Below are 21,462 nucleotides of genomic sequence, written 5' to 3' on the forward strand. Positions count from 1 at the left end.
GAAGCGGACAACCTCGGGATTGGGTTTCAGGCACCAAACGGTCGATCATCCGCCACGACGAGCCCGTTCCCAGTCCGGTCCTTGTCGGGTCCCCACGCAGCACGCACGTTCGGCGGGTGGTTTGTTCAGCGGCCTTCCCTTGCGGCACAGCCGTCCCCCGACAAGCTTGCCCGATGAAAAAATTGCTCCTAGCCTTGAGTTCGACCCGTCCGCACGCTCCCCAGAAGAGGGAGACCTGGCTTGGCGCGTCGCATTCAATGGGAGGAATATTAATAATGAAGTCACTATTCAGAGGCGCCCTGTTGGGCGCCGGGCTATCGCTCGCGGCCGTCGCTGGCATCGCGCAGGAGTATCCGTCCAAGCAGGTCAATTACATCATCCCGTTCAACGCAGGTGGCGAGTCGGACATCGCCGCGCGGCTTCAGCAACCCGTGTTCGAGCGCCTGACGGGCCAGAACATGGTGATCCAGTACATGGCCGGCGCGGGCGGTGCGCAGGCGTGGTCACAGCTGAACGGGATGGAGGCCGACGGCTACACGGTGATGGGCACGAACCTGCCGCACATCATCCTGCAGCCGATGGCCCAGGACGTGGGCTACACGACTGACGACATCTCGAACGTCTACTTCTTCCAGTATACGCCTGATGCGCTGCTGGTTCCGGCCGACAGCCAGTTCCAGACACTCGAGGATTTCGTGACCTATGCCACGGAGAATCCGGGTGCAGTGACGGTCGCGGGATCGGCCACCAACTCGGCCAATCATGTCGCGACGGTTCGGCTGAACGAACTGGCCGGGATCAACACGACCTACATCCCGTTCTCGGGGACGGCACCGACGATGACCGCGCTTCTCGGCAACCAGGTGCAGGCGGCCTTCAGCTATACGACCGCAGCGATCCAACAGGGCGATGCCGTGCGCGTTCTCGCCGTGGCCGCGGACGAGCGCGTTCCGAGCTTCCCGGATGTCCCGACTTTTGGCGAGGCGGGCTACGACATGGTCGGCGGCGCCTATCGCGGCGTCGGCGTTCCCAGCGCCACCCCTGAAGAGGTCCGCACGCAGATCTCGGATGCGCTCGACGCGGTCAACAAGGACCCCGAATTCATCCAGAAGATGGAAGACGGGGGGTTCGTCGTGATCGACGTGCCCTACAGCGAAGTGCCGTCCTTCATGGACGAGCGGCGCGCCGAATACGAGAATGTCGCGCCTCTCATGGGGATCGAGTCGACGAACTGATGACGGCGGGCGCCGCGGGACCTCTCGCGCGGCGCCCGGATCCACAATCGGCGGGTCTCCATGGATAAGCTCATCTATCTCGGTGAGGCGCTGACCCTCACGAACCTGATGTTGGCCTTTTGCGGCGTGGCGGCAGGGATCGTGATCGGTGCCTTGCCCGGTCTGTCCGCCACGATGGCGGTGGCGGTTCTCGTGCCGTTCACCTTCGCGATGGACCCGGCCTCCGGTCTCATCGTGCTGGGCGCGATCTACAACGGCGCGATCTACGGTGGCTCCTATTCGGCCATCCTGGTCAATACCCCCGGCACACCCTCGGCCATTGCCACGACGTTCGACGGGTTCCCCATGGCCCGCCGCGGCGACGGCGCACTTGCCGTGTCCCTGGCCACGCTGGCCTCTGTGGTGGGCGGCCTCGTGGGCGCGCTGATGCTGATGTTCCTGGCGCCACCGCTGGCGCAGGTCGCGCTGGCCTTCGGTCCTCCGGAGTACTTCTGGCTGGCGGTCTTCGGCCTCACGCTGATCTCGGCGCTGTCGGTCGGAAACCTTCTGAAGGGAATGATCGGCGCCTGTCTTGGGCTCATCCTGTCCATGGTCGGCGTCGCTGTCATCGGAGCCGATGTCCGCTTCACCATGGGCAGCCAGACCCTGATTGGCGGGATCGACATCGTCGCAGGACTGATCGGCCTTTACTGCATACCGGTCCTGATCGACCTGGTGGCCACCAGGGACCCGCACCTGAAGGTCGCGACCAATTCGGGGTTCAGGCTGGCCGAGTCCCTTGCAATCGCCTCGCGGCAGAAATTCAACATGGTGCGCAGCGCCGTGATCGGCACCGTGGTAGGCATCCTGCCCGGCGCCGGCGGTTCGGTCGCCAGTCTCGTCTCCTACGCAGAAGCGCGGCGCGCCTCGAAGACCCCGGAAAATTTCGGCAAGGGTGAACCCGGAGGGATCATCGCGACCGAGGCGGCGAACAACGCGACCGTGGGCGGCGGTTTCATTCCGACCCTGGTTCTCGGCATCCCGGGCACGCCACCCGATGCCGTGATCCTCGGCGCGCTTTTCGTTCAAGGGATCAAGACGGGCCCGGGCCTCTTTTCCGAACAGGGGGGCATCGTCTACACCTTCATTTTCGGGCTGCTGATCGGCACCATCCTGATGCTGCCTGTCGGTCTGATGGTCGGTCGCTACGCATACAAAAGCATCATCGCCATTCCCAAGGCGGCGCTTGTCCCGACGATCGCTTTCATGACCGTGGTGGGATCCTTCGCGATCCACAACAATCTGCACGACACGGCTGTGATGCTGGCGCTCGGGATCGTCGGCTGGGTGCTGAACCGCGCCGGATATGCGCCGTCACCTATCGTTCTGGGGCTGGTTCTGGGGCAGATCGCCGAGCAAGGCTTTGTTCAGAGTTACCTGATCGGCAATGCGCAGGGCAACGTGCTCGGGATGTTCTTCGGGCGACCGATTTCGCTGGCGATCGTCGCCTTTGCCGTGATCGCCCTGTTCTACCCGATCGTGTCCGGGGCCATCTCGAAGCGACGCATCTCGCCCACCAACGCTACCGTGGAGAGCCGCAGTGCAAAGTAGATTTCACGACCCCGCCGGCACATTCGTTGCGTCCTTGTTCGTCATCCTCGGGATTGCACTGGCGCTCGAGACGCGCGGCATGACCGCGATGGGGTCGGTCTTTCCGACGACGATCTCGATTGCGCTCATCGTGTTCTCCGCCGTTCTGATACTGCGCAATCTGGTGCTGACCCTGCGCGGACGCGGAGGGTCCGAGGCGCAGTCGGACGAGGCACCGGCCACCGGGGGATCCAACGCGCGACGCGCCTTCTTCGTGGGAGCGATGATTGCCTGGATCGCGCTGATCCCGGTGATCGGTTTCCTCTTGGCCAGTATCGCCGGGTATTTCGCCGTGATGGTCGTCGCGATGCACGAGCGGATGTCTCTCAAGCAGATCGCGCTCCTGATCGTGCTTGGCGTGGCGATATTGGCCGGCTTCTACCTGCTGATGACGGAAGTTCTGCTGATCCCGATGCCGCGTGGTCACCTTTTCTGACATGCGTTCGGACTGCCCATAGTTCAAAGCCCTGTTTCTTGCCCGGAGTACTGTCCCATGACGACCACCAACGCCTTCAAGATCGCGACCATTCCAGGTGACGGGATCGGCCGCGAGGTCGTGCCCGAGGGGATGCGTGTTCTCGAGGCGGTCGGCCGCAAGTTCGACATCGCGTTCCAGTTCGACGAGGTCGATTGGAGCTGCGACACCTACAAGAAGACGGGCCGGATGATGCCGGACGGCGCTCTGGAGCAATTCAAGCAGCATGATGCCGTCTTTCTGGGCGCGGTCGGCTGGCCGGACGTGCCGGACCATGTCTCGCTCTGGGGTCTGCTGATCCCGATCCGCCGCGAGTTCCATCAATACGTGAACCTGCGCCCCGTGCGCCTGCTGAAGGGCACGACCAGCCCGCTTGCCAACCGCGGCCCCGAAGACATCGACTTCTACGTCGTGCGCGAGAACGTGGAGGGAGAGTATTCCGAGGCCGGTGGCCGCCTTTACCGGGGAACGGAGGACGAGATCGCGATCCAGGAGGCGATCTTCACCCGCCGCGGCACCGACCGGGTCATGCGCTATGCGTTCGAGCTTGCCCGCACCCGGAAGCGCAAGCACGTCACTTCGGCCACCAAGTCCAACGGGATCGTGCACACGATGCCGTTCTGGGACGAGCGGTTCAAAGCCGTCAAGGCCGACTACCCCGACGTGGAGACCAGCCAGTATCACATCGACATCCTTACCGCGCATTTCGTGCAGCATCCGGACTGGTTCGATGTCGTGGTGGGCTCGAACCTTTTCGGCGACATTCTTTCCGATCTCGGGCCTGCCGTTGCCGGCTCGATCGGGATCGCACCATCGGCGAACATCAACCCCGAGGGCGACTTTCCCTCGATGTTCGAGCCCGTCCACGGCTCGGCGCCGGACATCGCGGGCCAGGGCATTGCCAACCCGATCGGGCAGATCTGGTCGGCGGCGATGATGCTCGACCACCTGGGTCATCCGGAGGCCGCGCAATCGGTGATCGACGCGATGGAAGAGGTTATCGCGGATCCGGCATCGCGCACGAAGGACATGGGCGGAAAGGCCAACACCGCGGAATGCGGCGAGGCCATCGCCAGTGTCATCGCGTCCCGGTAAGGCAGGAAGGGCATCCAGATGCGCATAACGGAAATCCGCGAAAGGACCGTGTCGATCGCCAGCCCGATCGCCAACGCCTTCATCGACTTCTCCAAGATGACCTGCTCGGTCGTCGCCGTCGTCACCGACCAAGTGCGTGACGGCAAGCCGATCATCGGCTTCGGTTTCAATTCCAACGGGCGATATGGCCAGGGCGCCTTGATGCGCGACCGCTTCATCCCGCGATTGATGGACGCCGATCCGGCCTCGCTGATCGACGAAGCCCACGACAACCTCGACCCCTTCGCCATCTGGAACACCATGATGACGAACGAAAAACCCGGCGGCCATGGAGAGCGCTCGGTCGCCGTGGGCACCATCGACATGGCGGTGTGGGACGCGGTCGCGAAGATCGAGGGCAAGCCGCTCTACCAGGTTCTGGCCGACCGCTATCACCAGGGTCAGGCGGACGACAGCGTCTGGGTTTACGCCGCCGGTGGATACTACCATCCCGGGAAGGAGATCGAGGGCCTGAAGGACGAGATGAAGTCCTATCGCGACCGCGGCTACCGGGTCTGCAAGATGAAGATCGGCCTTGCCCCGCTCGCGGACGACCTACGGCGGATCGAGGCCGCTCTCGAGGTCGTCGGCGAAGGCCAGAACCTTTGCGTCGACGCGAACGGCCGGTTCGATCTGGAAACCGCGATCGCCTATGCCGATGCGCTCGAGCCCTACGACCTGTACTGGTACGAGGAAGCCGGCGATCCGCTGGACTACGCGCTGCAAGCCGAGCTTTCCGGCCGCTATTCCGGCCGGATGGCGACGGGTGAGAACCTGTTCTCGATGCAGGACGCCCGCAATCTCATCCGGTACGGTGGCATGAACGCGAAACAGGACATCGTTCAGTTCGACTGTGCCCTGTCCTACGGGCTGGTCGAATACATGCGGACGCTCGACATGATGGCGGAACACGGGTGGTCGTCCCGGCGCGTCGTGCCCCACGGCGGCCACCAGATGTCTCTCAACATCGCGGCCGGTCTGCATCTCGGTGGAAACGAAAGCTATCCGGACGTCTTCCAGCCTTTCGGCGGCTTTGCCGATACGGTCGAGGTCAGGGACAGCCAGGTCGGCCTTCCGGATGTGCCGGGCGTCGGGTTCGAGGCGAAATCGGCGCTCTATGCTCTTTTCAAGCGTGAACTGCTCGGCTGATTTCGGATGGCTTTCAAGATGTCGATCGACACGATTTCGGAAGGCCTGAGAGCCATCGTCGGCGATGCCGCCTGCAAGTCCGGCACGGATGCAGCGCGGTATTACGAAGATCCGCGCGGCAGTTTCACCGGAAAGACGTGCCGCGTCGTCTTGCCGGAGACGACCGGGCAGGTGTCACGGATCGTCCGGTTTTGCAACGAAACCGGCACCCCGATCATACCCCATGGTGGCGGCACGGGCGTGGTGGCCGGTCAGCTCTCGCTCGAAAGCAGCGATGCCATCATCCTGTCGGTGGAGCGGATGAACCGTGTGCGCGGCGTTTCGACGGATGATTTCGTCATGGTTGCCGAAGCGGGCTGCGTGCTGGAAAACATCCACGCCGAGGCCGAGCGGCACGGCATGATGTTTCCCCTCAGCATGGCGTCGAAGGGCAGTTGCACGATCGGTGGCAACCTGGCCACCAACGCGGGCGGAATACAGGTGCTGCGCCACGGCAATGCGCGCGATCTTTGCGTCGGGATCGAAGCGGTGCTGCCGTCCGGAGATGTGCTGGAAGAACTGAGCCCGCTACGAAAGAACAACACGGGCTATGATCTCAGGCATCTGTTGATCGGCAGTGAGGGCACGCTTGGCGTCATCACGGCAGCAAGCCTGCTGCTGAAGCCGCGTGATCGCGCCACCGTGACCGCCTTCTGCGCCATCGCCTCGCCAGCCGACGCATTGATGACCCTGCGCGCGCTGCGCAGCACCATTGGCGACCGTCTCGACGGCATGGAATTGATGAGCGGCTTGGGAGTACGGCTTGTCCGCGAACACTTCCCGACGCTGAAGAATCCTTTTCGGGACGAGTATCCCTGGTACCTGCTAGTCGAGACCGCGGGGAATCCCGGACTGCGCGACGAAACCGAGACGGCTCTGGCGGGGTGTATCGAGAAAGGCTTCGTCACCGACGTGGTGATCGCCGAGTCACAGGCGCAACGCGACGCGCTCTGGTCGCTGCGCGAGAATACGCCCGATGCCAACAAGAAGACCGGCGCCTTCTGCAGCAGCGATACCTCTGTGCCGATCGGCCAGATAGCTGCCTTCGTGTCCAGGACACACGCGGCGATTGCCGCTGTCCACGACGGCCTGCGGACGAACAGCTACGGTCATATCGGCGACGGCAATATCCACCACAACGTCTTTCCTCCCGAAGGGGTCGGCAAGACCGACTTCCTCGACGCCCATCCCGGCATCGCGGCCCGCGTGCGCGAGGCGATCAACGAGGCAACCCTGCCGCTCGGCGGCTCGATCAGTGCGGAACACGGGATCGGAAGGCTGAAGCCCCACGATCTGCAAAGACATTCCAGCGCCAGCAAGATGGCCGCCCTGCGCCAGATCAAGCGGGCCATGGATCCGAACAACATCATGAACCCGGGTGCACTCTTTTCTGACCTGCTCCCCTGAAAAGTTCGCGTCTGTAAGTTGACTCAGTCCAGGGTTCGGTCTTGTTCCGACCGTTGGACTGAGGGTGTTACTGGCCACCACACAGGGGAAGCGCGCATCTCGGCGATCCGGTCCAGTTCGCGGGCGACACGGGGGCCAGAGATCGAAGTGTCCACGACCGTGGCCAGGTAATCCCGGCTGAAGATGAGACCTTGTCCGCCACCGGTGCCATTGCGCGGACCGACCTGCCGCAAGCGCCGGTCAGTTGGGCCGAGATCCAACGGGTCGCCGGCTTGGTCACCGCGACGGCCTGCGTCCCCCTGCTCGCCGCCTGGGCTGTCATCCACAGCACGCGCGCCAAGCGGGCGCAGATGTAGTCTTAGAGCCCAGGACGATTTCCCTCGGGTCACGTCGCGGAACTGTCACACAGGCGTGGGCATAACGGGCGCGGCTGCGCGCCGAAGCGCGCTCCGCCCGCATATCGCCACTGGGGAGACATCAAATGGCTTACCGCGCGCTGACGCTATCGTCGGCCCTCGTCTGTCTTGCAGCGCCGACATTCGCGCAGGACATGAACTTCAACCGCATCGCGTCCTTCCGCGTCGCCGACAACCTGCCCGACGCCGAAGAGACCTCGGCCGAGATCATCGCCGCGACCGAAGACGGCATGACGCTCGTCTATACCGACAGCCCCGGCGGCTCGATCGGGTTCATCGACATCACCGACCCGGCCAATCCGACCGCGGCTGGCGTCTTCATGCCCGAGGGCGAGCCGACCTCCGTGGCCGTGATCGGCAACCATGCCCTCGCCGGGGTCAACACCTCGGAAAGCTTCACCGCGCCGTCGGGTTATCTGGTCGAGGTGGACGTCTCGACGCGGCAGGAAGTGGGCCGTTGCGACCTGCCCGGTCAGCCCGACAGCGTCGGCATCGCACCCGACGGATCGTTTCTTGCCGTGGCCATCGAGAACGAGCGCGATGAGGATCTCGGCGACGGCCGTGTGGGCCAGATGCCCGCCGGTACGGTCTTCATGGTGGACCTGACCGAAGACGGGCTTATCGATTGTGACACGGCTCGCATCGCGGACGTCACCGGCCTGGCCGAGGTCGCGCCCGAGGACCCCGAGCCGGAATTCGTGTCGATCAACACCGAGAACGAGGTCGTCGTCACCCTGCAGGAAAACAACCACATCGTAGTGCTTTCGTCGGACGGCACGGTGATCAGCCATTTCTCCGCCGGCGAGGTCAAGCTCGACAACGTCGACACGAGCGAAGAAGGGGCGCTGGTCTTTGAAGACACCATCACCGTCCAGCGTGAGCCCGACAGCATCGCCTGGATCGACGACACCCACTTCGCCACCGCCAACGAGGGCGACATGGACGGCGGATCGCGTGGCTGGACGATATTCAGCCAGGATGGCGACGTCGTCTACGAGTCCGGCATGGATTTCGAGAACGCCATCATCCAGATCGGCCACTACCCGGAAGAACGCTCGGGCAACAAGGGCGTGGAGCCCGAAAGCGTGACCATCGACACCTTCGGCGAAACGCCGTTCGTCTTCGTGGGCGCCGAGCGGGCATCGGTGGTCGGCGTCTACGACGTGACCGATCCGGCCGCGCCAGTGCTGCGGCAGCTGCTGCCGTCGGGGACCGGACCCGAGGGCTATGTCACCATCCCCGAGCGCAACCTGCTGATCTCGGCGAACGAGACGGACGATGCCGGCGCCCGCGCCCACGTCATGCTGTTCGAATACCAGAACGCGCCGGCGGTCTATCCGCACCTGACATCGGCCGGCATGGACGAGCTGACGGGCTGGGGCGCGATCTCGGGCCAGGTCATGGCCGAGGACGGCACGATCTACGCGGTTTCGGACAGCTTCTACGGAATGCAGCCCACCATCTTCCATATCGACGTGTCGGAAAAGCCGGCGCGCATCGTCGACGCGATCCGCGTGACGCGCGAGGGGCAACCGGCCCAGCTGATGGACATGGAAGGCATCACGCTGGACGGCGATGGCGGCTTCTGGATCGCGTCTGAGGGACGTTCGGACCGGCTGGTGCCGCACGCGATATACCACGTGGGCGCCGACGGCGAGATCGAGGACTACATCGCCCTGCCCGACGAGCTTCTGGCCGTCGAGCGTCGCTTCGGATTCGAAGGGATCACGCGGATCGACGACATGCTCTACATCGCGGTGCAGCGCGAGTGGCGCGACGATCCCGACAACCACGCCAAGGTCCTGGGATACGACCTGGGCAGCGAGGAATGGTCGGTGATCCACTACCCGCTGACAGCGCCCGACGCGGGCTGGGTCGGCCTGTCGGAGATCGTGGCGCAAGGGGACTCGGTCTATTTCATTGAGCGTGACAACCAGCACGACGCCCGCGCGGTGACCAAGCAGATCACCCGGGTCCCGCTGAGCGCCATGGACCGGATGGTTGGGCTGGACGAAACCCCGGCGGTGCTGGAACCGGAAGTCGTGGTGGACCTGTTGCCCCACCTGCGCTCGACCGGCGGCTACGTCCTCGACAAGGTCGAGGGGCTCGCGGTCGCCGAGGATGGCACGATGTGGGTGTCGACCGACAATGACGGCGTCGACGACCATTCGGGCGAGACGATGTTCTTCCCGATCGCGGCCCAGTAGGCGAGCCCGCGTCCCCGGCCGGAGCTTGAGACGTTTCAGGCTGTCCGGAACGAAGCTGAAACGTGTAACCTGTCCGGCGGGTGGCGAAACGCTCCGCTGCCGGGCAGGATCGCCCGATACGGTGCGAAACGCGGGAACACACATTCACGCGTGTGCGACACATGTCCCGCCCCTCAGCCGAAGCCCCGCAGCGCACCGACCATGCGCGCGTTCTCGAGCGCGATGACGCTCTGATCGGCAAAGGTCTGGGCGAGTCCGGTGGCCTGGGCGCTGAACGGCCGCACGGCTTGCCGATAGATCGTGAAGGCGCCCGCCAGCGTTTCACCCGACATCATCGGGATCGCCACGAACGAGCGGGCCCCGCCCAGGATGGCGGTGGCGTAGCGCAGGGGATCGTCGGTCTGGAACACCTCTTCTGCCCGGACGTCGAAGATGTTCACCACCGCCCGGTTCATCGCCAGGCGGCCAAGCCCGGTCTGTGGGCCGGGCTCGAAGACGCCCTGCCCTTCCAGCCAGTCCCGGAAGGGCCCGGGGATCCCGCGCATGTGGCTCGCCTCGTAGCGGCCCGCGCCGTGATAGGCGAACAGGATACCGAACTCCGCCTCGCACAGTTCCAGCGCGAACCCGAGGATCGCCGACATGACCGCGTCGATTTCACCGTCCGACCGGCTGATGATCCTCAGGACCTCGGCCAGTGCCTGCTCGCGGCGCAGTGCTTCCTCCAGGCTGAGCGCCAGCTCGGAAATCACCGCCGCGTGGTCGATCTTGATGTCTGCCTGCGGTGCCGCGCCATCCAGGCGCGCGTGCAGATCCAGCTTCGACGACACCTCGAGCTTGCGATAGATCGCGGCAAGGTGCGTGCGCACGGTGGAGGGCGCGATGCACAGCCGGGCGGCGATCACCTGGTAAGTGTCGCCCTTGGCATAGGCTCGGGCGATCTCGATCTCGCGGTGACTGAGGATGTCTTCGGGTGACATGGTGGGGCGACCGTTCGGGTTTGATGCCCCCGATCCTGTGGCAGCGGCTGTTTCCGGGCAATCCTGCAGATGCTGTAGATGAATACAGCAGGCCGCAGGCGCCGTTTACTGCAGATGCCCGATACCGCGGATCATCCCGTCGCGTCATCCTGGCCGCATCGACAGACACGAGGTGATCCGATGCGCATGGAAGAGACAGCCAGGACCTTTTTCGAAGCGTGCGAAACCGGCGGCGGCTGGGAGGCTTGCGCGCCGTTCTGCCACGACGGCGCGCGCTTTCACTGCCAGGCCGACGCGCTGGCGGACGTGACGACGATTGCGGCATATGCCGACTGGATGAAGGGGCTGCTGACCCCGATCCCGGACGGCCGTTATGATCTCACGGCTTTCGCGGTCGATACCGAGCGAAGGACCGTGGTCGCGGCGGCCGTGTTCCGCGGGACCCAGACCGGACCGGGCGGGCCTGCCGCGCCGACAGGCAAGACCGTCGCATCCGACTATGCCTATGTCATGGCCTTCGACGGCGACCGCATCGCCAGCATGACCAAGATCTGGAACGATGGCCACGCGCTGCGACAGCTGGGCTGGGCATGATGCGCTGGCGGATCCTCGCGCTGCTCTTCGCCGCGCGCGTCGGGCTGGGCTTTCAGTTCCAGACCATGGGCGCGGTCGGCGGGGATCTGACGGATGCCTTCGGGCTCGATAACGCCGACCTGGGGTTCATGATCGGGCTGTTCATGGCGCCGGGTCTGTTCCTCGCCCTTCCGGCGGGGATCATCGGTCGCTTCGCCTCGGACAGAACGTTGGCCGGCTTGGGCCTTGCCGCCCTCGCCGTGGGCAGCCTGATGTCCGCGCTGGCCGCCGGACCGTTCGGCATCGGGGCCGGGCGGGTTCTGTGCGGAGCCGGTTTCCTGTTCACGACCCTCTACTTCACCAAGATGGTGGCCGACTGGTTCGACGGGCGCGAGATCGCCACCGCCATGAGCGTGCTGGTCATGAGCTGGCCCTTCGGCATCGCGATGGGACAGGTCGGTCACACCTGGCTTGCCGATCTACACGGCTGGCGAGCGCCCTTCGTGGTGGCCGCCGCCTGGTGCGCGGTCGCAGCTTTCGCCGTGATCGCCTTCTACAGGACACCGCGGGACCTTCCTTCGCGCCGCGCGGTCCGGATGACGGGCCTGCTGCGGCGCGAATGGGGGCTGATCGTGGCGGCCGGCACGGCCTGGGGCGTCTTCAATGCAGGCTACGTGGTGTATCTGAGTTTCGGGCCCACGCTGCTGGAGGCGCAAGGCATGGGCACGCTGGCCGCCGCGTCGGTCATCAGCGTCGGAAGCTGGGTGATGATCGTCTCAGGGGCCTTCTGCGGGCAATTCGTGGACAGGCGCGGGCGACGCGACATCGTCATCGCTGTCTGCATGGCCGGGGCCATCGTGGCGATGATGCTGCTGTCGGTGCCCGGCGCCGGGCTGACGGCGAGCCTGCTGTTCGGGTTGATCGGCATGGCGCCGGCCGGTGTGATCATGGCCCTGGCCGGCCAGGCCGTGGCGCCCGAGCGGCGGGCCTTCGGGATGGGGATCTTCTTTACCATCTACTACGCGATCATGTCCGCCAGCCCCCCATTGGCCGGGTGGTTGCTGGACCGCACCGGCGCGCCCGAAAACGCAATGGCGTTCGGCGCGGCGCTCTTCGCTGCGGTATTTCCGGCGACGATCGCGTTCCGCCGTCTCAAGATCATCCCGCCGGGAATCCGTCGCGCAGCCTGATGAAGTAGTCGTCACCGCCAACCTGGCCGCCTTTCAAGGCGATCTCAAACGACTGTCCGCTGTTGCGATGGGCCTGGCAGATGGGTGAGCCGGGGCTGTCCGGCAACGGATAGCGCAGGGTAAGCGCGAAGATGTCGAGGGCCGATAGCGCATGGCTCGACGTGTCACCACCCGCGACGCCGACCCGGCCGAGCGAGAACCTGTCGGTGAGCCGGCGGAGCAATCCGCCAAGCGCCAGGCCCACCCGATCCGCGGAGTCCTGTGACACGTCGGGCGAGACTTGCCCAAGTGCAGTATAGAGGATCGGGCTCCGGCCTTCTTTTATGGCAGCGCAGGCGTTCTGAAAGGCCAAGGACAGGGCGGCATCCACGCCCTGCCCCGACGCCAGCGCCGCGAAATCGACCTCGATCCCGGCGAAACCCGCGCTGCAGGCCGCGCGAATCTGACGCTCCGTCGTCGGAGAGCAACTGCCGGAGACGACCGCGATCACCGTCTCGGGCACGAGTGGCGGGATGTCGGCAGCCCCCTGAACCATGCCTTTGGCGGACCAGTGGCCCAGCAGCGCGTATTCCACGCCGGACGACCCGACGATGAACGGGCCGGTTTCTTCCAGCGCGTCTTCGATCAGGGCCCCGGCGTTGATCTGCGACGCAGCATCGTAGACGTCGACGATCGAAACCCGCTCGCCCGCCTGCCGGTTCGCCCGCAGCGCGGCAAGGCCGGTCGTCTTGCGGGTGGCGTCCGGACCCACGCAGCCGATGGGCAGAGACGTCTGCGCGGCAAGGTGCATCCGCAGGTCCGCCTCGGCCATGGGCGTGGCGGGATGGCGGCTCATCACCGGGTGACGGTCGATGCGGTAGACCTGGTCCTGGTAGCTGGCGAACAGGGTGCCGAACATCGTGTAGCGGCGCAGTTGCGGGGCGCCAACTACGAGACTGGCGACCTCCTGCCCGAAGACCTCCAGTCCGATTTCCAGCGCGCGACCGATAGATCCTTTTCGCGGCGCGCTGTCGAAGGTCGAGCATGTCTTGTAGTGGCAATGCCGCGCGCCCAGCCCTTTCAGCCACTCGAAAGCGCCGGGCAGATGGGCGTCCATCCAGTCGGGATCGCGGCTGCGGCTCTCCCCGGCGAGGCCTATGGCCCGGACATCGGGAAACCGCGCAAGCTGATCCGCGGTAGGGATGCGGGTGAAGAGGACAGTCGGAACGCCGTTGCCGGCCAGCGCCTCCATCACGTCGGTCGAGCCGGTGAAGTCGTCCCCGTAATAGGTGAGGTCCAGCATCAGGCCATCCGCTTCCCGAAGGCGGCGATCGCCTGTGCAAGCGCCTCGTTCTGTTGCGCATGGTCGGGCAGGCTGCGGCCCAGGGCGGCGGCCTCGGCGGCCTGCCGCATGCTGGCGACACCAGCACCGATGCCGCCCGGGTGCCCGATGATCCCGCCGCCCGCGCAGATGAGGAAGTCGTCCGAACCCGCCGCGGCGACCGTGCCGGGGACCTGCAGCGCCGTCTGCCCCGAGGAAAAGACCGGCATCGCCTCGAAGGCCGGACCGTCGTCGAACAGCGGCGACAGGACGGCCTTCGCCGAGGCCGTGACGCTGTCATCAGGCTCGGAGAACTTGTTGCCGAGCCCGTTCACGTGCAAGTGGTCCGCCCCGGCGAGCCGCCAGAATTTCTGCCAGGCGACATAGCTGATCCCGATATCCGGCGAGCGTGAGAACAGCCCCCATCCGGCCCGGTGGGCGTGGATCGGCAGGTCGCCGTGGCGCCGCAGCGCCGTCATGCCGGCCAGGCCGATGCAGTGCATCGACACCATCACGCACGTTCCGCCCGCCGCGCGCACGATGTCGTGGCCGCGCCGCATCTCGTCCAGGTCGCCGGTGATGTTGAAGGCGACCATCACCTTCTTGCCGGTCCGGTCGGCGTGATCGTTGACCACGCGCATGACCCGGTCGACACGCTCGGGCAATGGGCAGGCCGGGCCGTTGGCCTGCAATTCGTCGTCCTTGATGAAGTCGATGCCGCCCCGCGCCAGGTCCTCGACCACGTCCGCCGTCTGGTCGGGCGTCAGGCCGACGCTCGGCTTGATGATGGTCCCGATCAGCGGCCCGCTTTCGACACCGCACAGGCGCCGCGTGCCGGCCACGCCGAACGCCGGTCCCGGGCAGGCCGACGCGAACTCGGGCGGGAACGAGACATCCAGCAGCCGCAGCGCCGAGACCTCGGCCAGTTCGAACAGGTTGCCGGCCACGGTCGCCAGGACGTTGGGCAGCGACGGCCCCATCGTCTCGACCGGCCAGGACAGCCGGATGCGGCCCCGCTGGAAAGACTCGCTTTCGATGCGGCACGGCAAGGAGGGCGCCGACCGCGTGTCCAGCAACTCGACCCGCTCGACGACGGCGCCAGACCGGGCGCGGAGGTCATCGGTCTCGCCCGGCAGCTTCAGGAAGGTCCCCGACGATTGTTCACCGGCGATGACCTCGGCCGCCCGCTCGAGCGCGACCGGGCTTTCGAGTTCGTATTCAGCGTAGATCCTGCCCATGGCGCCTGCCCGTCACCTTATCATCTTGTCATACAAGTTGATAAGATTATAAGCGGAGGGAAATCAACCTCTGCCTTCTGGAGACCGAGCATGAAAATCGCACTCATTGGCGCCGGCGGAAAAATGGGCGTTCGCCTGTCCCTGAATCTCGAGGGGTCGTCCTACGACGTGGCCCACGTGGAGGTCAGCGAGGGCGGGCGCGAGCGGCTGAAGGCCGCGGTGGGCGCCGACTGCGTGCCGCAGGCGGAGGCCCTGAAGGACGCGGATGCCGTGATCCTGGCGGTGCCGGACACGATGATCGGCAAGGTCAGCGCGGGGCTGGTGGACGATCTGGCGCCGGGAACCATCGTGGTCATCCTCGACGCGGCCGCCCCCGCCGCCGGACACCTGCCCGAGCGTTCGGACATCACCTATTTCGTGACCCACCCCTGCCATCCGCCGATCTTCAACGACGAGACGGACCCCGCCGCCAAGCGCGACTTCTTCGGCGGCGTCGCCGCACGCCAGGCGATCGTCAGCGCCCTCATGCAGGGACCGGAAGAACACTTCGCCCTGGGCGAGGGCATCGCCAGGACGATCTTCCAGCCGATCCTGCGGTCGCACAGGGTCACGGTGGAGCAGATGGCCATGCTGGAGCCGGGCCTGTCCGAGACGGTCTGCGCCACCCTGCTGGTTGCCATGAAGGACGCGATGGACGAGGTTGTCCGCCGTGGCGTCGACAAGGTCGCCGCGCGCGATTTCCTGCTGGGACACATGAACATTCTCGGCGCGGTCATCATGGAAGAGGTGGACGGCGTCTTCTCCGATGCCTGCAACAAGGCCATCGAGAACGGGTATCCGCGGATCCTGCGCGACGACTGGCTCGGCCTCTTCGAACCCGACGAGATCGCGGACAGCATCCGTCGCATCACCTGAAACGGAGGGAGCCATGAGCGGTTTCGGTCGCCCCCAGAACCCCGGCACCAAGATCGTCCGGACGCGGCTGTCCGACCAGGTGCTCGAACGGCTGCAAGAGCGTATCGCCTCCGGCGTCCTGTCGCCGGGCGAACAGATGCCGTCGGAACGGGAGTTGATGGAGGAGTTCGGCGTCGGCCGTCCCGCCGTGCGCGAGGCGATGCAGCGCCTGCATGACGCGGGGCTGATCTCGGTGTCGCAGGGTGGCCGCGCGCGGGTCAACGAGATCGCCGCCGACACCGCCCTGCGCAGCATGGACGCCGTGGCGCGGATGCTGATCTCGGGTTTTCCGAACTATCTCGATCACCTCAAGGAGGCCCGGATCCGGTTCGAGCTGGGGATGGTCGAAACGGCGGCCGAACGGGCGACGGCCGATGACATCGCGGTGCTGCGGGACAATATCGAGATGCAGCGCTCCAAGATCTCCAGCCCCGACGCGCAGGAATTCATCTACTGCGACATGGATTTCCACCGTCAGATCGCGGAAATCTCGGGCAATCCGATTTACGCAGCCCTGAGCGAGGCGATCCTGACGTGGCTGTCGGCCTACCACGTGCACCTGTTGCGCTGGACGGGAAACGAAACGACCACCCTCGACGAACACAGTGCGATCGTGGATGCGCTTGAAGTCGGTTCGTCCGAGACGGCCAGAGACGCGATGAAAGTCCATCTGGAGCGTTCTTCCGACCTCTACCGTCTTACCGAGTGATTTTCAGCGCGAAGCAGACCGAGCATTGCGCCAGCGCGAATAAGTCGTGGGAGAACGGTTGGCTTCTGTGATGTTGAGCGACTTCTCAACCGCTTGAAAAATCGACCCGAATCAGTCGTCGGACACGCCACCATCGCGCTTGGGCGGCAGCTTCATCCCGGGACCGTGGCATTGCGAGCATCCGCTGCCGTCATGACGGACCAGATGCCAGCAACTGTGGAATCCATAACGGCCTGATCTCCGCTTTTTGAGAACTGCGCCGCCGGTGGTACACTCGCGCCGCATTTCAAAAATCAATTCAGGGAGCGGGTTCATGGCGGACCGACACGTTACGCATGCTTTGCGCGACACGGATGGCGACATCCTTGTCATCGGCAACAGCGAAGAAGGATGGGCGCGGGACGCGCGGTGGGCGATCCAGGATCTCCTGCTCAGGCGTCACAGCTACTTCGTGCACGGAACCGGTGGCAATCGGTTGGACGTGATCGTCGTCGAAGCCCCTTCAGGTCATCACCTGCGGACCCGGCCGGATATTTCCGAAGCCAACAATCTCGACAACCTCGAAAGCTTCCTGCCGCCGGCCTGGGACATTCCCATCACCCATACCGAGATCTTCGCGATCCACGCCTGCCTGGTCCCGCACGGACCGGAAGGGCAGGTCCTGATATTCGGAGGCGACGAGCACGATATGAGCCTGTCGGACATCGGCGCCTGGCGGAATACGCGCGTTTACGACATCGCATCGAACCGGATCCTGAGTAGCGAGTCCCCCGACGTCGATCTGTTCTGCTGCGGTCACGCGTTCCTGTCGAGCGGGCACCCCTTCGTCGCGGGGGGCACCGAGCTATGGCGCGGCCACCATGCCGGCGCGCATGAACAGCCGCGCGATCACTGGGGCGGCGCGCGCGAATCTGCCAGCTACAGTCTCAATTACGAATGGGCCGCACGCTCCGACATGCTGCCTCAGCCAGATCGCGAAGGAAACGTGGGCGGCGGGCGCTGGTATCCCACACTCATCACGCTTCCAAATGGCCGCATCCTCGCAGTCGGGGGGCATCCCAGCATTTCCGACCAGCGTCACGGTGCCTGGATGCCCGAAATCTACGATCCCGTCGCCAACACCTGGAGCTACGTGGGTGGATACTGGATCTACGTCAACTGGCGGGATGTCGAGGTCATCCGCGAGAGGCGCGAGGATGCGGAGGGCAACCCTGTCCTGGACGAAGACGGCGAGGAGATCTTCGATCCGGTGCTCGACGACGATGGCCAGCTTCAGGAGTTGTGGGAGTTCCCGGATGGCCAGGACCGACCCACGACGAACGCCAACCGCTCGGTCAATTATTTGTACTATCCTCGAATCTTCGTGGTTCCCGGCGGCCGTGTATTCCTCGCTTCGCCCAACGACGACTTCAGCCGGTTCTATGATACCGGCACGGGCCTTCTTTCAGGCCCCGAGATCGACCCGCCGGACAATGCGGGCATCCTCTACCGCGAGACCAACCACACCGCCGTCCTTCTACCGCTGTTGCCGGGCGACAACTACCGCCCCCACGTGCTGATGATGAACAACACCGGTAGCTATCGCATTTCCCTGCCGCGCCCCGATCTCGAGGGCGGCACCCCTCTCGAAGATCTTGCCACCGCCGACCCGCCCGAATGGGTCGCGACCGCCCCGCGCGATTGGGACGGCACGCCGCCGCTGCGTCACCACGGAGTCGCGACCCTGCTGCCCACGGGCGAGGTCTTCTTTTCCGGCGGGATCAACGAGGAGGGCGAGGCGGGCCTGAGCAACGAGAACGCGACGCTTCAGGGCGAAGTCTACACCCCCGCGATCGACTGGGAAGCGGACAGGATCGTGGTCCCCGAGGAAGAAGCGGACGGTCCTGCCATCACCGAAAGCTGGCGGACCGTCGCGCCGGCCTCGGTCGTGCGCAATTACCATTCCGTCGCGCTGCTTCTGCCCAACGGACGGGTTCTGACTGCAGGATCCAACGTTGATGGCAGCTCAGGGGGCGACCATCTGAAGGAGTTCCAGATCGAAACCTATTCGCCGCCGTGGTTCTGGGACACGGGCCGCCCGGAGATTGACGACGCGCCGGGCAGCATTTCGTATGGCGAGGAGTTCCATATCGACACGACCGCACGCGACCGCATCGAACGCGCCGCGCTGATGCGCTGCGGAACGGTCACCCACGCATGGGACGGCGACCAGCGCTATGTCGGGCTCGATTTTTCCGTCACGAGCACCGGCCTGCGCCTGACCGCACCGCCCGACGGCACGATCGCGCCGCCCGGGCCCTACATGCTCTGGATCATCGCCGAGGGGGACCTGCCCTGCCAGCAGGCACCCTTCGTGATCCTGAACTGAACGGCATGTCGTGCGGTCCCGTCACGGCAACCGCACCCACGAATCCGTGTCGGACACCCGGCAGACCGGTGCGCATCTATGATAGAATATCGATCTGGCGACCATTGGTCCGGACCATCAAAACAGGGGAGGCGCCGACATGGCCAAGGGGTATCTGATTGCACATATCCGGGTTCACGACAGCGAGGCATTCGAAGAGTTCAAGAAGCTCTCAGGCGCCGCCATCGCGGCCCATAACGGCAAGGTTCTGGTTCGAAACCCCGATCCCGACCATCGGGAGGGCGGCGCACAGGGATTGGCGATCGTGATCGAATTCGAAGACCTTGCATCCGCCCGATCATTCTACGAGTCCGAAGCCTATACCGAGGCGCGGGCCGTGAGAGAGAAGATCGCGGACACGGATCTCATCCTGGTAGAAGGTCTTTGAACAACCGCCTTGCGCTCGCCGTGGCGGCACGTTGGCCCAGCGGTTGCAGGGGTCAGCTCACCCTGCAAAGCGTGTGGATGACCTTTATCTCCTTCCCGAAATCGTCGTTTCCGGGAAGATAGTCCATCGGCTCGCTGATCTCGAGCACGGTCCAGATGCCTTCAGTGGCGATCGCCTCGATGGCCTTGGCGAAGTCGCGTTCCGCCCAGCGGTCGGTCCGCTGGGTGAACGTGACGACGCCGCCGGGGCGTGTGCATCGGCACATGTCGCGCAGCAGATCGGCCGCGTCTTCGATATAGGTCAACACGCCAATGCATGCGGCGGCGGCCACCGCGTTGCCCTCGACAGGCAGCGGAAGCCTTTGCAGATCATGCGCGACCAGCCGCTCGTAGAGATCCAGATCCCCCGCCCGTCGCAAGCTTTCGGCCGAGATATCCAACCCGGTCATCCGGAACGCGCCTTGTCGGGCCATGGCCTGACCGAACAGCCCGGTTCCGCAGCCCACGTCCAGGACGGCGTCGCCCGGTGTCAGGTGGACGGCGAGACGTTCTGCGGCGACAGACGGCGCCTGGTAGTTCCAGGCCTTCAGCGTGTCGTCATAGGTCGCGGCCCAGTCGTCGTAGTAGCCGGACACCGCATGAACATCCGTTGAGCCGTTCCTCAGGTCAAACGACTGCGCACGTTCGGACTTCTCGGATGCCATCTGATGGTCCTACCATTCCAGTTCTCCCGGAGGGTCCCACGCAATCGGCGGGGCCGCAATGTCGATGATCGTGGCTCCGGCGGCTGACAGGCCACCTGACCGGCCGCGCCCATCTGTTCGTCAGGCGCCCGTTCCGTAGGGCCAGATTAGACCAAGGATAAACAGCAGGATGAACATACCCACGAATTTGTAGAGCGTCTTGCGGCCCTTCGAAGCGCCTTCGAATGCCGCGGTGTGATCCACGATCCAAAGAATCAGGAGGACGATCAAGCCCGTCGCGATCATTTGCGGAATATCGAAGACCATGGCGTTTCTACCTTTCTTTGGTATTTCCAATACGGCCGGCCCCGCCGAAGGACCGGCAGAGGACGTAGAGGATGACAAGGTTCAGGGCCGGTGCGAGGACCGCCAGCCACGACCTTGCCCCCTCCGGCGCGCCGCCCGTGAACCAAATCCACGGCAGGCCCAGCGGCATGAGGAAGACGCCCGCGAGAGGATCGCGCGCCTGGCCGAGCAGGCCGAACGTTCCGATCAGGAACAAGGCCAACGCCATGCAATAAAGGGCGCCGAAGAGACCGAGCAGCCATTTGCATATCCCGGCCATCTCGGCGCTCAGTTCGCGTACTCGCTGAACACGGTGTAGCTGCCGTCGTCTTCGATGCGACATCCGTAGCTTGCGCCCGCGACGTTCAATCCGATGAACGGTCGATTTTCGGGGCCGACGCTGATCGGCGCGCGGGCGACAATGGCGGATTGCGGCGCGCCGGTCAGGCGCACGGCTTGCGCGATACACGACTCTTTCATTCCGGGCGGGGTGCTCACCGGGCCAGATATGGGCGGCCCCTCCACGATGCAGCCGGAAAGCACCCCGACGAGAGCAAAAAGTCGAACCGCACGTGACAGGCGTTCGGTCATCCTAAGCTCCTCCATGTTGGCGATGCGGTAAACCGCGATTGGATCAGAGCGCGCCCTCGCTGCCCATGAACATCAGCGACGGGTTGGTGCCGTCGTCGGAGACCAGGCACCGCCAAGGGGCTCCGTTCTCGCCGACACGCATGTAGACGGCAGAGTTTGCTTCCGAAAACTCGGAGCCGACGACCCTGACCCCGCCGGTTGTTTGCGCGCTCAATTGCTGGCGGCAAGCGGCAACTGCGGCGTCGCTTGCACCGAACGACCCCTCGATGAAGGGCGGCGAACTGGACGCGACCGGCATGGACGATCCGCCCGTGTCCTCGACACACCCTGCAAGGGCGAAGAGCGCGACTGAACCGCAAGCGACATTCTGAAAACGGGACATTCTGAAATCCTTTTGCTGTTTCTCATAATTCACGG

General features: G+C 64.9%; 22 protein-coding genes and 1 pseudogene. 14 read left to right on the forward strand and 9 right to left on the reverse strand.

All coding sequences use genetic code 11. The features are described 5' to 3' along the window. Positions 1–275: 275 nt before the first annotated feature. From BMX96_RS05900 to BMX96_RS05925, 6 genes are read left to right on the forward strand one after another with little or no spacing between them, the layout of a single operon-like run. Positions 276–1,235: a Bug family tripartite tricarboxylate transporter substrate binding protein gene (locus tag BMX96_RS05900; protein ID WP_091844660.1), complete on the forward strand. Its 960-nt coding sequence runs from the start codon at positions 276–278 to the stop codon at positions 1,233–1,235. A gap of 60 nt (positions 1,236–1,295) precedes the next feature. Further along, positions 1,296–2,825 carry a tripartite tricarboxylate transporter permease gene (locus BMX96_RS05905; protein ID WP_091844661.1) on the forward strand — a complete coding sequence of 510 codons (1,530 nt, stop codon included), beginning with the start codon at positions 1,296–1,298 and terminating at the stop codon, positions 2,823–2,825. Then, positions 2,815–3,300, forward strand: a complete 486-nt coding sequence (locus BMX96_RS19895; protein WP_091844662.1) for a tripartite tricarboxylate transporter TctB family protein — start codon at positions 2,815–2,817, stop codon at positions 3,298–3,300. The genes BMX96_RS05905 and BMX96_RS19895 overlap by 11 nt, the downstream gene beginning before the upstream one ends. Before the next feature lie 57 nt (positions 3,301–3,357). Then, complete coding sequence (locus tag BMX96_RS05915; RefSeq protein WP_091844663.1) at positions 3,358–4,434, forward strand: tartrate dehydrogenase; 1,077 nt, start codon at positions 3,358–3,360, stop codon at positions 4,432–4,434. A gap of 18 nt (positions 4,435–4,452) precedes the next feature. Beyond that, the gene (locus tag BMX96_RS05920; RefSeq protein ID WP_091844664.1) at positions 4,453–5,622 is read left to right on the forward strand and encodes a mandelate racemase/muconate lactonizing enzyme family protein; all 1,170 of its coding nucleotides are present in this window, start codon (positions 4,453–4,455) and stop codon (positions 5,620–5,622) included. Between the two features lie 18 nt (positions 5,623–5,640). Further along, positions 5,641–7,068: an FAD-binding oxidoreductase gene (locus BMX96_RS05925; RefSeq protein WP_091844850.1), complete on the forward strand. Its 1,428-nt coding sequence runs from the start codon at positions 5,641–5,643 to the stop codon at positions 7,066–7,068. Positions 7,069–7,134: 66 nt separating this feature from the next. Here the strand turns inward: BMX96_RS05925 and BMX96_RS20170 are convergent. Next, positions 7,135–7,250 (reverse strand): annotated as a pseudogene (locus BMX96_RS20170) (IS3 family transposase); the annotation flags it as partial. A gap of 9 nt (positions 7,251–7,259) precedes the next feature. Here BMX96_RS20170 and BMX96_RS19585 point away from each other — a divergent pair. Continuing rightward, complete coding sequence (locus BMX96_RS19585) at positions 7,260–7,424, forward strand: hypothetical protein (RefSeq protein WP_175481653.1); 165 nt, start codon at positions 7,260–7,262, stop codon at positions 7,422–7,424. 125 nt (positions 7,425–7,549) lie between these two features. Then, on the forward strand, positions 7,550–9,691 hold the full coding sequence (locus BMX96_RS05930) for an esterase-like activity of phytase family protein (protein WP_091844665.1): 2,142 nt from the start codon (positions 7,550–7,552) through the stop codon (positions 9,689–9,691). A 173-nt stretch (positions 9,692–9,864) separates the two neighbouring features. On the opposite strand, the gene BMX96_RS05935 is transcribed toward BMX96_RS05930, so the two are convergent. Beyond that, complete coding sequence (locus tag BMX96_RS05935; protein WP_091844666.1) at positions 9,865–10,668, reverse strand: LuxR C-terminal-related transcriptional regulator; 804 nt, start codon at positions 10,666–10,668, stop codon at positions 9,865–9,867. 186 nt (positions 10,669–10,854) lie between these two features. Here BMX96_RS05935 and BMX96_RS05940 point away from each other — a divergent pair, with 186 nt between their 5' ends. Further along, complete coding sequence (locus BMX96_RS05940; protein ID WP_407944653.1) at positions 10,855–11,262, forward strand: ester cyclase; 408 nt, start codon at positions 10,855–10,857, stop codon at positions 11,260–11,262. Further along, positions 11,259–12,431, forward strand: a complete 1,173-nt coding sequence (locus BMX96_RS05945; protein ID WP_236736982.1) for an MFS transporter — start codon at positions 11,259–11,261, stop codon at positions 12,429–12,431. Before BMX96_RS05940 ends, BMX96_RS05945 begins: the two co-directional genes overlap by 4 nt. On the opposite strand, the gene BMX96_RS05950 is transcribed toward BMX96_RS05945, so the two are convergent. Beyond that, positions 12,400–13,713, reverse strand: a complete 1,314-nt coding sequence (locus tag BMX96_RS05950) for a four-carbon acid sugar kinase family protein (RefSeq protein ID WP_091844668.1) — start codon at positions 13,711–13,713, stop codon at positions 12,400–12,402. The genes BMX96_RS05945 and BMX96_RS05950 overlap by 32 nt on opposite strands. Further along, a complete protein-coding gene (locus BMX96_RS05955) occupies positions 13,713–14,969 on the reverse strand; it encodes a ribulose-bisphosphate carboxylase large subunit family protein (protein ID WP_091844669.1) in 1,257 nt (418 codons plus the stop codon). The genes BMX96_RS05950 and BMX96_RS05955 overlap by 1 nt, the downstream gene beginning before the upstream one ends. A gap of 90 nt (positions 14,970–15,059) precedes the next feature. Here BMX96_RS05955 and BMX96_RS05960 point away from each other — a divergent pair, with 90 nt between their 5' ends. From BMX96_RS05960 to BMX96_RS05975, 4 genes are all read left to right on the forward strand, one after another. After that, positions 15,060–15,884: a phosphogluconate dehydrogenase C-terminal domain-containing protein gene (locus BMX96_RS05960; RefSeq protein ID WP_091844670.1), complete on the forward strand. Its 825-nt coding sequence runs from the start codon at positions 15,060–15,062 to the stop codon at positions 15,882–15,884. Between the two features lie 13 nt (positions 15,885–15,897). Beyond that, entirely contained in the window at positions 15,898–16,632 is a 735-nt protein-coding gene (gene nanR, locus BMX96_RS05965; RefSeq protein ID WP_091844671.1) for a transcriptional regulator NanR, read from the forward strand. Positions 16,633–16,945: 313 nt separating this feature from the next. Beyond that, positions 16,946–19,000 carry a galactose oxidase-like domain-containing protein gene (locus BMX96_RS05970; protein WP_091844672.1) on the forward strand — a complete coding sequence of 685 codons (2,055 nt, stop codon included), beginning with the start codon at positions 16,946–16,948 and terminating at the stop codon, positions 18,998–19,000. Between the two features lie 139 nt (positions 19,001–19,139). Further along, entirely contained in the window at positions 19,140–19,427 is a 288-nt protein-coding gene (locus BMX96_RS05975; protein WP_091844673.1) for a DUF1330 domain-containing protein, read from the forward strand. A 52-nt stretch (positions 19,428–19,479) separates the two neighbouring features. Here the strand turns inward: BMX96_RS05975 and BMX96_RS05980 are convergent, their stop codons facing one another. The 5 genes from BMX96_RS05980 to BMX96_RS05995 all read right to left on the reverse strand — a co-directional run bounded on the left by BMX96_RS05980 (position 19,480) and on the right by BMX96_RS05995 (position 21,427). After that, on the reverse strand, positions 19,480–20,130 hold the full coding sequence (locus BMX96_RS05980) for a class I SAM-dependent DNA methyltransferase (RefSeq protein ID WP_091844674.1): 651 nt from the start codon (positions 20,128–20,130) through the stop codon (positions 19,480–19,482). 120 nt (positions 20,131–20,250) lie between these two features. Continuing rightward, complete coding sequence (locus BMX96_RS05985) at positions 20,251–20,436, reverse strand: hypothetical protein (RefSeq protein ID WP_091844675.1); 186 nt, start codon at positions 20,434–20,436, stop codon at positions 20,251–20,253. 7 nt (positions 20,437–20,443) lie between these two features. Then, positions 20,444–20,734: a hypothetical protein gene (locus BMX96_RS05990; RefSeq protein ID WP_091844676.1), complete on the reverse strand. Its 291-nt coding sequence runs from the start codon at positions 20,732–20,734 to the stop codon at positions 20,444–20,446. 8 nt (positions 20,735–20,742) lie between these two features. Then, the gene (locus BMX96_RS19245; RefSeq protein ID WP_139209986.1) at positions 20,743–21,045 is read right to left on the reverse strand and encodes a hypothetical protein; all 303 of its coding nucleotides are present in this window, start codon (positions 21,043–21,045) and stop codon (positions 20,743–20,745) included. 43 nt (positions 21,046–21,088) lie between these two features. Next, positions 21,089–21,427 carry a hypothetical protein gene (locus tag BMX96_RS05995; protein ID WP_091844677.1) on the reverse strand — a complete coding sequence of 113 codons (339 nt, stop codon included), beginning with the start codon at positions 21,425–21,427 and terminating at the stop codon, positions 21,089–21,091. Positions 21,428–21,462 lie beyond the last annotated feature (35 nt).

The organism is Palleronia pelagia, assembly GCF_900110115.1.
Classification (GTDB): domain Bacteria; phylum Pseudomonadota; class Alphaproteobacteria; order Rhodobacterales; family Rhodobacteraceae; genus Palleronia; species Palleronia pelagia.

Coding starts and splice junctions, on each gene's coding strand:
- BMX96_RS05900 (WP_091844660.1), top strand. CDS start 276: ATGAAGTCACTATTCAGAGGCGCCCTGTTGGGCGCCGGGCTATCGCTC.
- BMX96_RS05905 (WP_091844661.1), top strand. CDS start 1,296: ATGGATAAGCTCATCTATCTCGGTGAGGCGCTGACCCTCACGAACCTG.
- BMX96_RS05915 (WP_091844663.1), top strand. CDS start 3,358: ATGACGACCACCAACGCCTTCAAGATCGCGACCATTCCAGGTGACGGG.
- BMX96_RS05920 (WP_091844664.1), top strand. CDS start 4,453: ATGCGCATAACGGAAATCCGCGAAAGGACCGTGTCGATCGCCAGCCCG.
- BMX96_RS05925 (WP_091844850.1), top strand. CDS start 5,641: ATGTCGATCGACACGATTTCGGAAGGCCTGAGAGCCATCGTCGGCGAT.
- BMX96_RS05930 (WP_091844665.1), top strand. CDS start 7,550: ATGGCTTACCGCGCGCTGACGCTATCGTCGGCCCTCGTCTGTCTTGCA.
- BMX96_RS05935 (WP_091844666.1), bottom strand. CDS start 10,668: ATGTCACCCGAAGACATCCTCAGTCACCGCGAGATCGAGATCGCCCGA.
- BMX96_RS05940 (WP_407944653.1), top strand. CDS start 10,855: ATGGAAGAGACAGCCAGGACCTTTTTCGAAGCGTGCGAAACCGGCGGC.
- BMX96_RS05945 (WP_236736982.1), top strand. CDS start 11,259: ATGATGCGCTGGCGGATCCTCGCGCTGCTCTTCGCCGCGCGCGTCGGG.
- BMX96_RS05950 (WP_091844668.1), bottom strand. CDS start 13,713: ATGCTGGACCTCACCTATTACGGGGACGACTTCACCGGCTCGACCGAC.
- BMX96_RS05955 (WP_091844669.1), bottom strand. CDS start 14,969: ATGGGCAGGATCTACGCTGAATACGAACTCGAAAGCCCGGTCGCGCTC.
- BMX96_RS05960 (WP_091844670.1), top strand. CDS start 15,060: ATGAAAATCGCACTCATTGGCGCCGGCGGAAAAATGGGCGTTCGCCTG.
- nanR (WP_091844671.1), top strand. CDS start 15,898: ATGAGCGGTTTCGGTCGCCCCCAGAACCCCGGCACCAAGATCGTCCGG.
- BMX96_RS05970 (WP_091844672.1), top strand. CDS start 16,946: ATGGCGGACCGACACGTTACGCATGCTTTGCGCGACACGGATGGCGAC.
- BMX96_RS05975 (WP_091844673.1), top strand. CDS start 19,140: ATGGCCAAGGGGTATCTGATTGCACATATCCGGGTTCACGACAGCGAG.
- BMX96_RS05980 (WP_091844674.1), bottom strand. CDS start 20,130: ATGGCATCCGAGAAGTCCGAACGTGCGCAGTCGTTTGACCTGAGGAAC.
- BMX96_RS05985 (WP_091844675.1), bottom strand. CDS start 20,436: ATGGTCTTCGATATTCCGCAAATGATCGCGACGGGCTTGATCGTCCTC.
- BMX96_RS05990 (WP_091844676.1), bottom strand. CDS start 20,734: ATGGCCGGGATATGCAAATGGCTGCTCGGTCTCTTCGGCGCCCTTTAT.
- BMX96_RS19245 (WP_139209986.1), bottom strand. CDS start 21,045: ATGACCGAACGCCTGTCACGTGCGGTTCGACTTTTTGCTCTCGTCGGG.
- BMX96_RS05995 (WP_091844677.1), bottom strand. CDS start 21,427: ATGTCCCGTTTTCAGAATGTCGCTTGCGGTTCAGTCGCGCTCTTCGCC.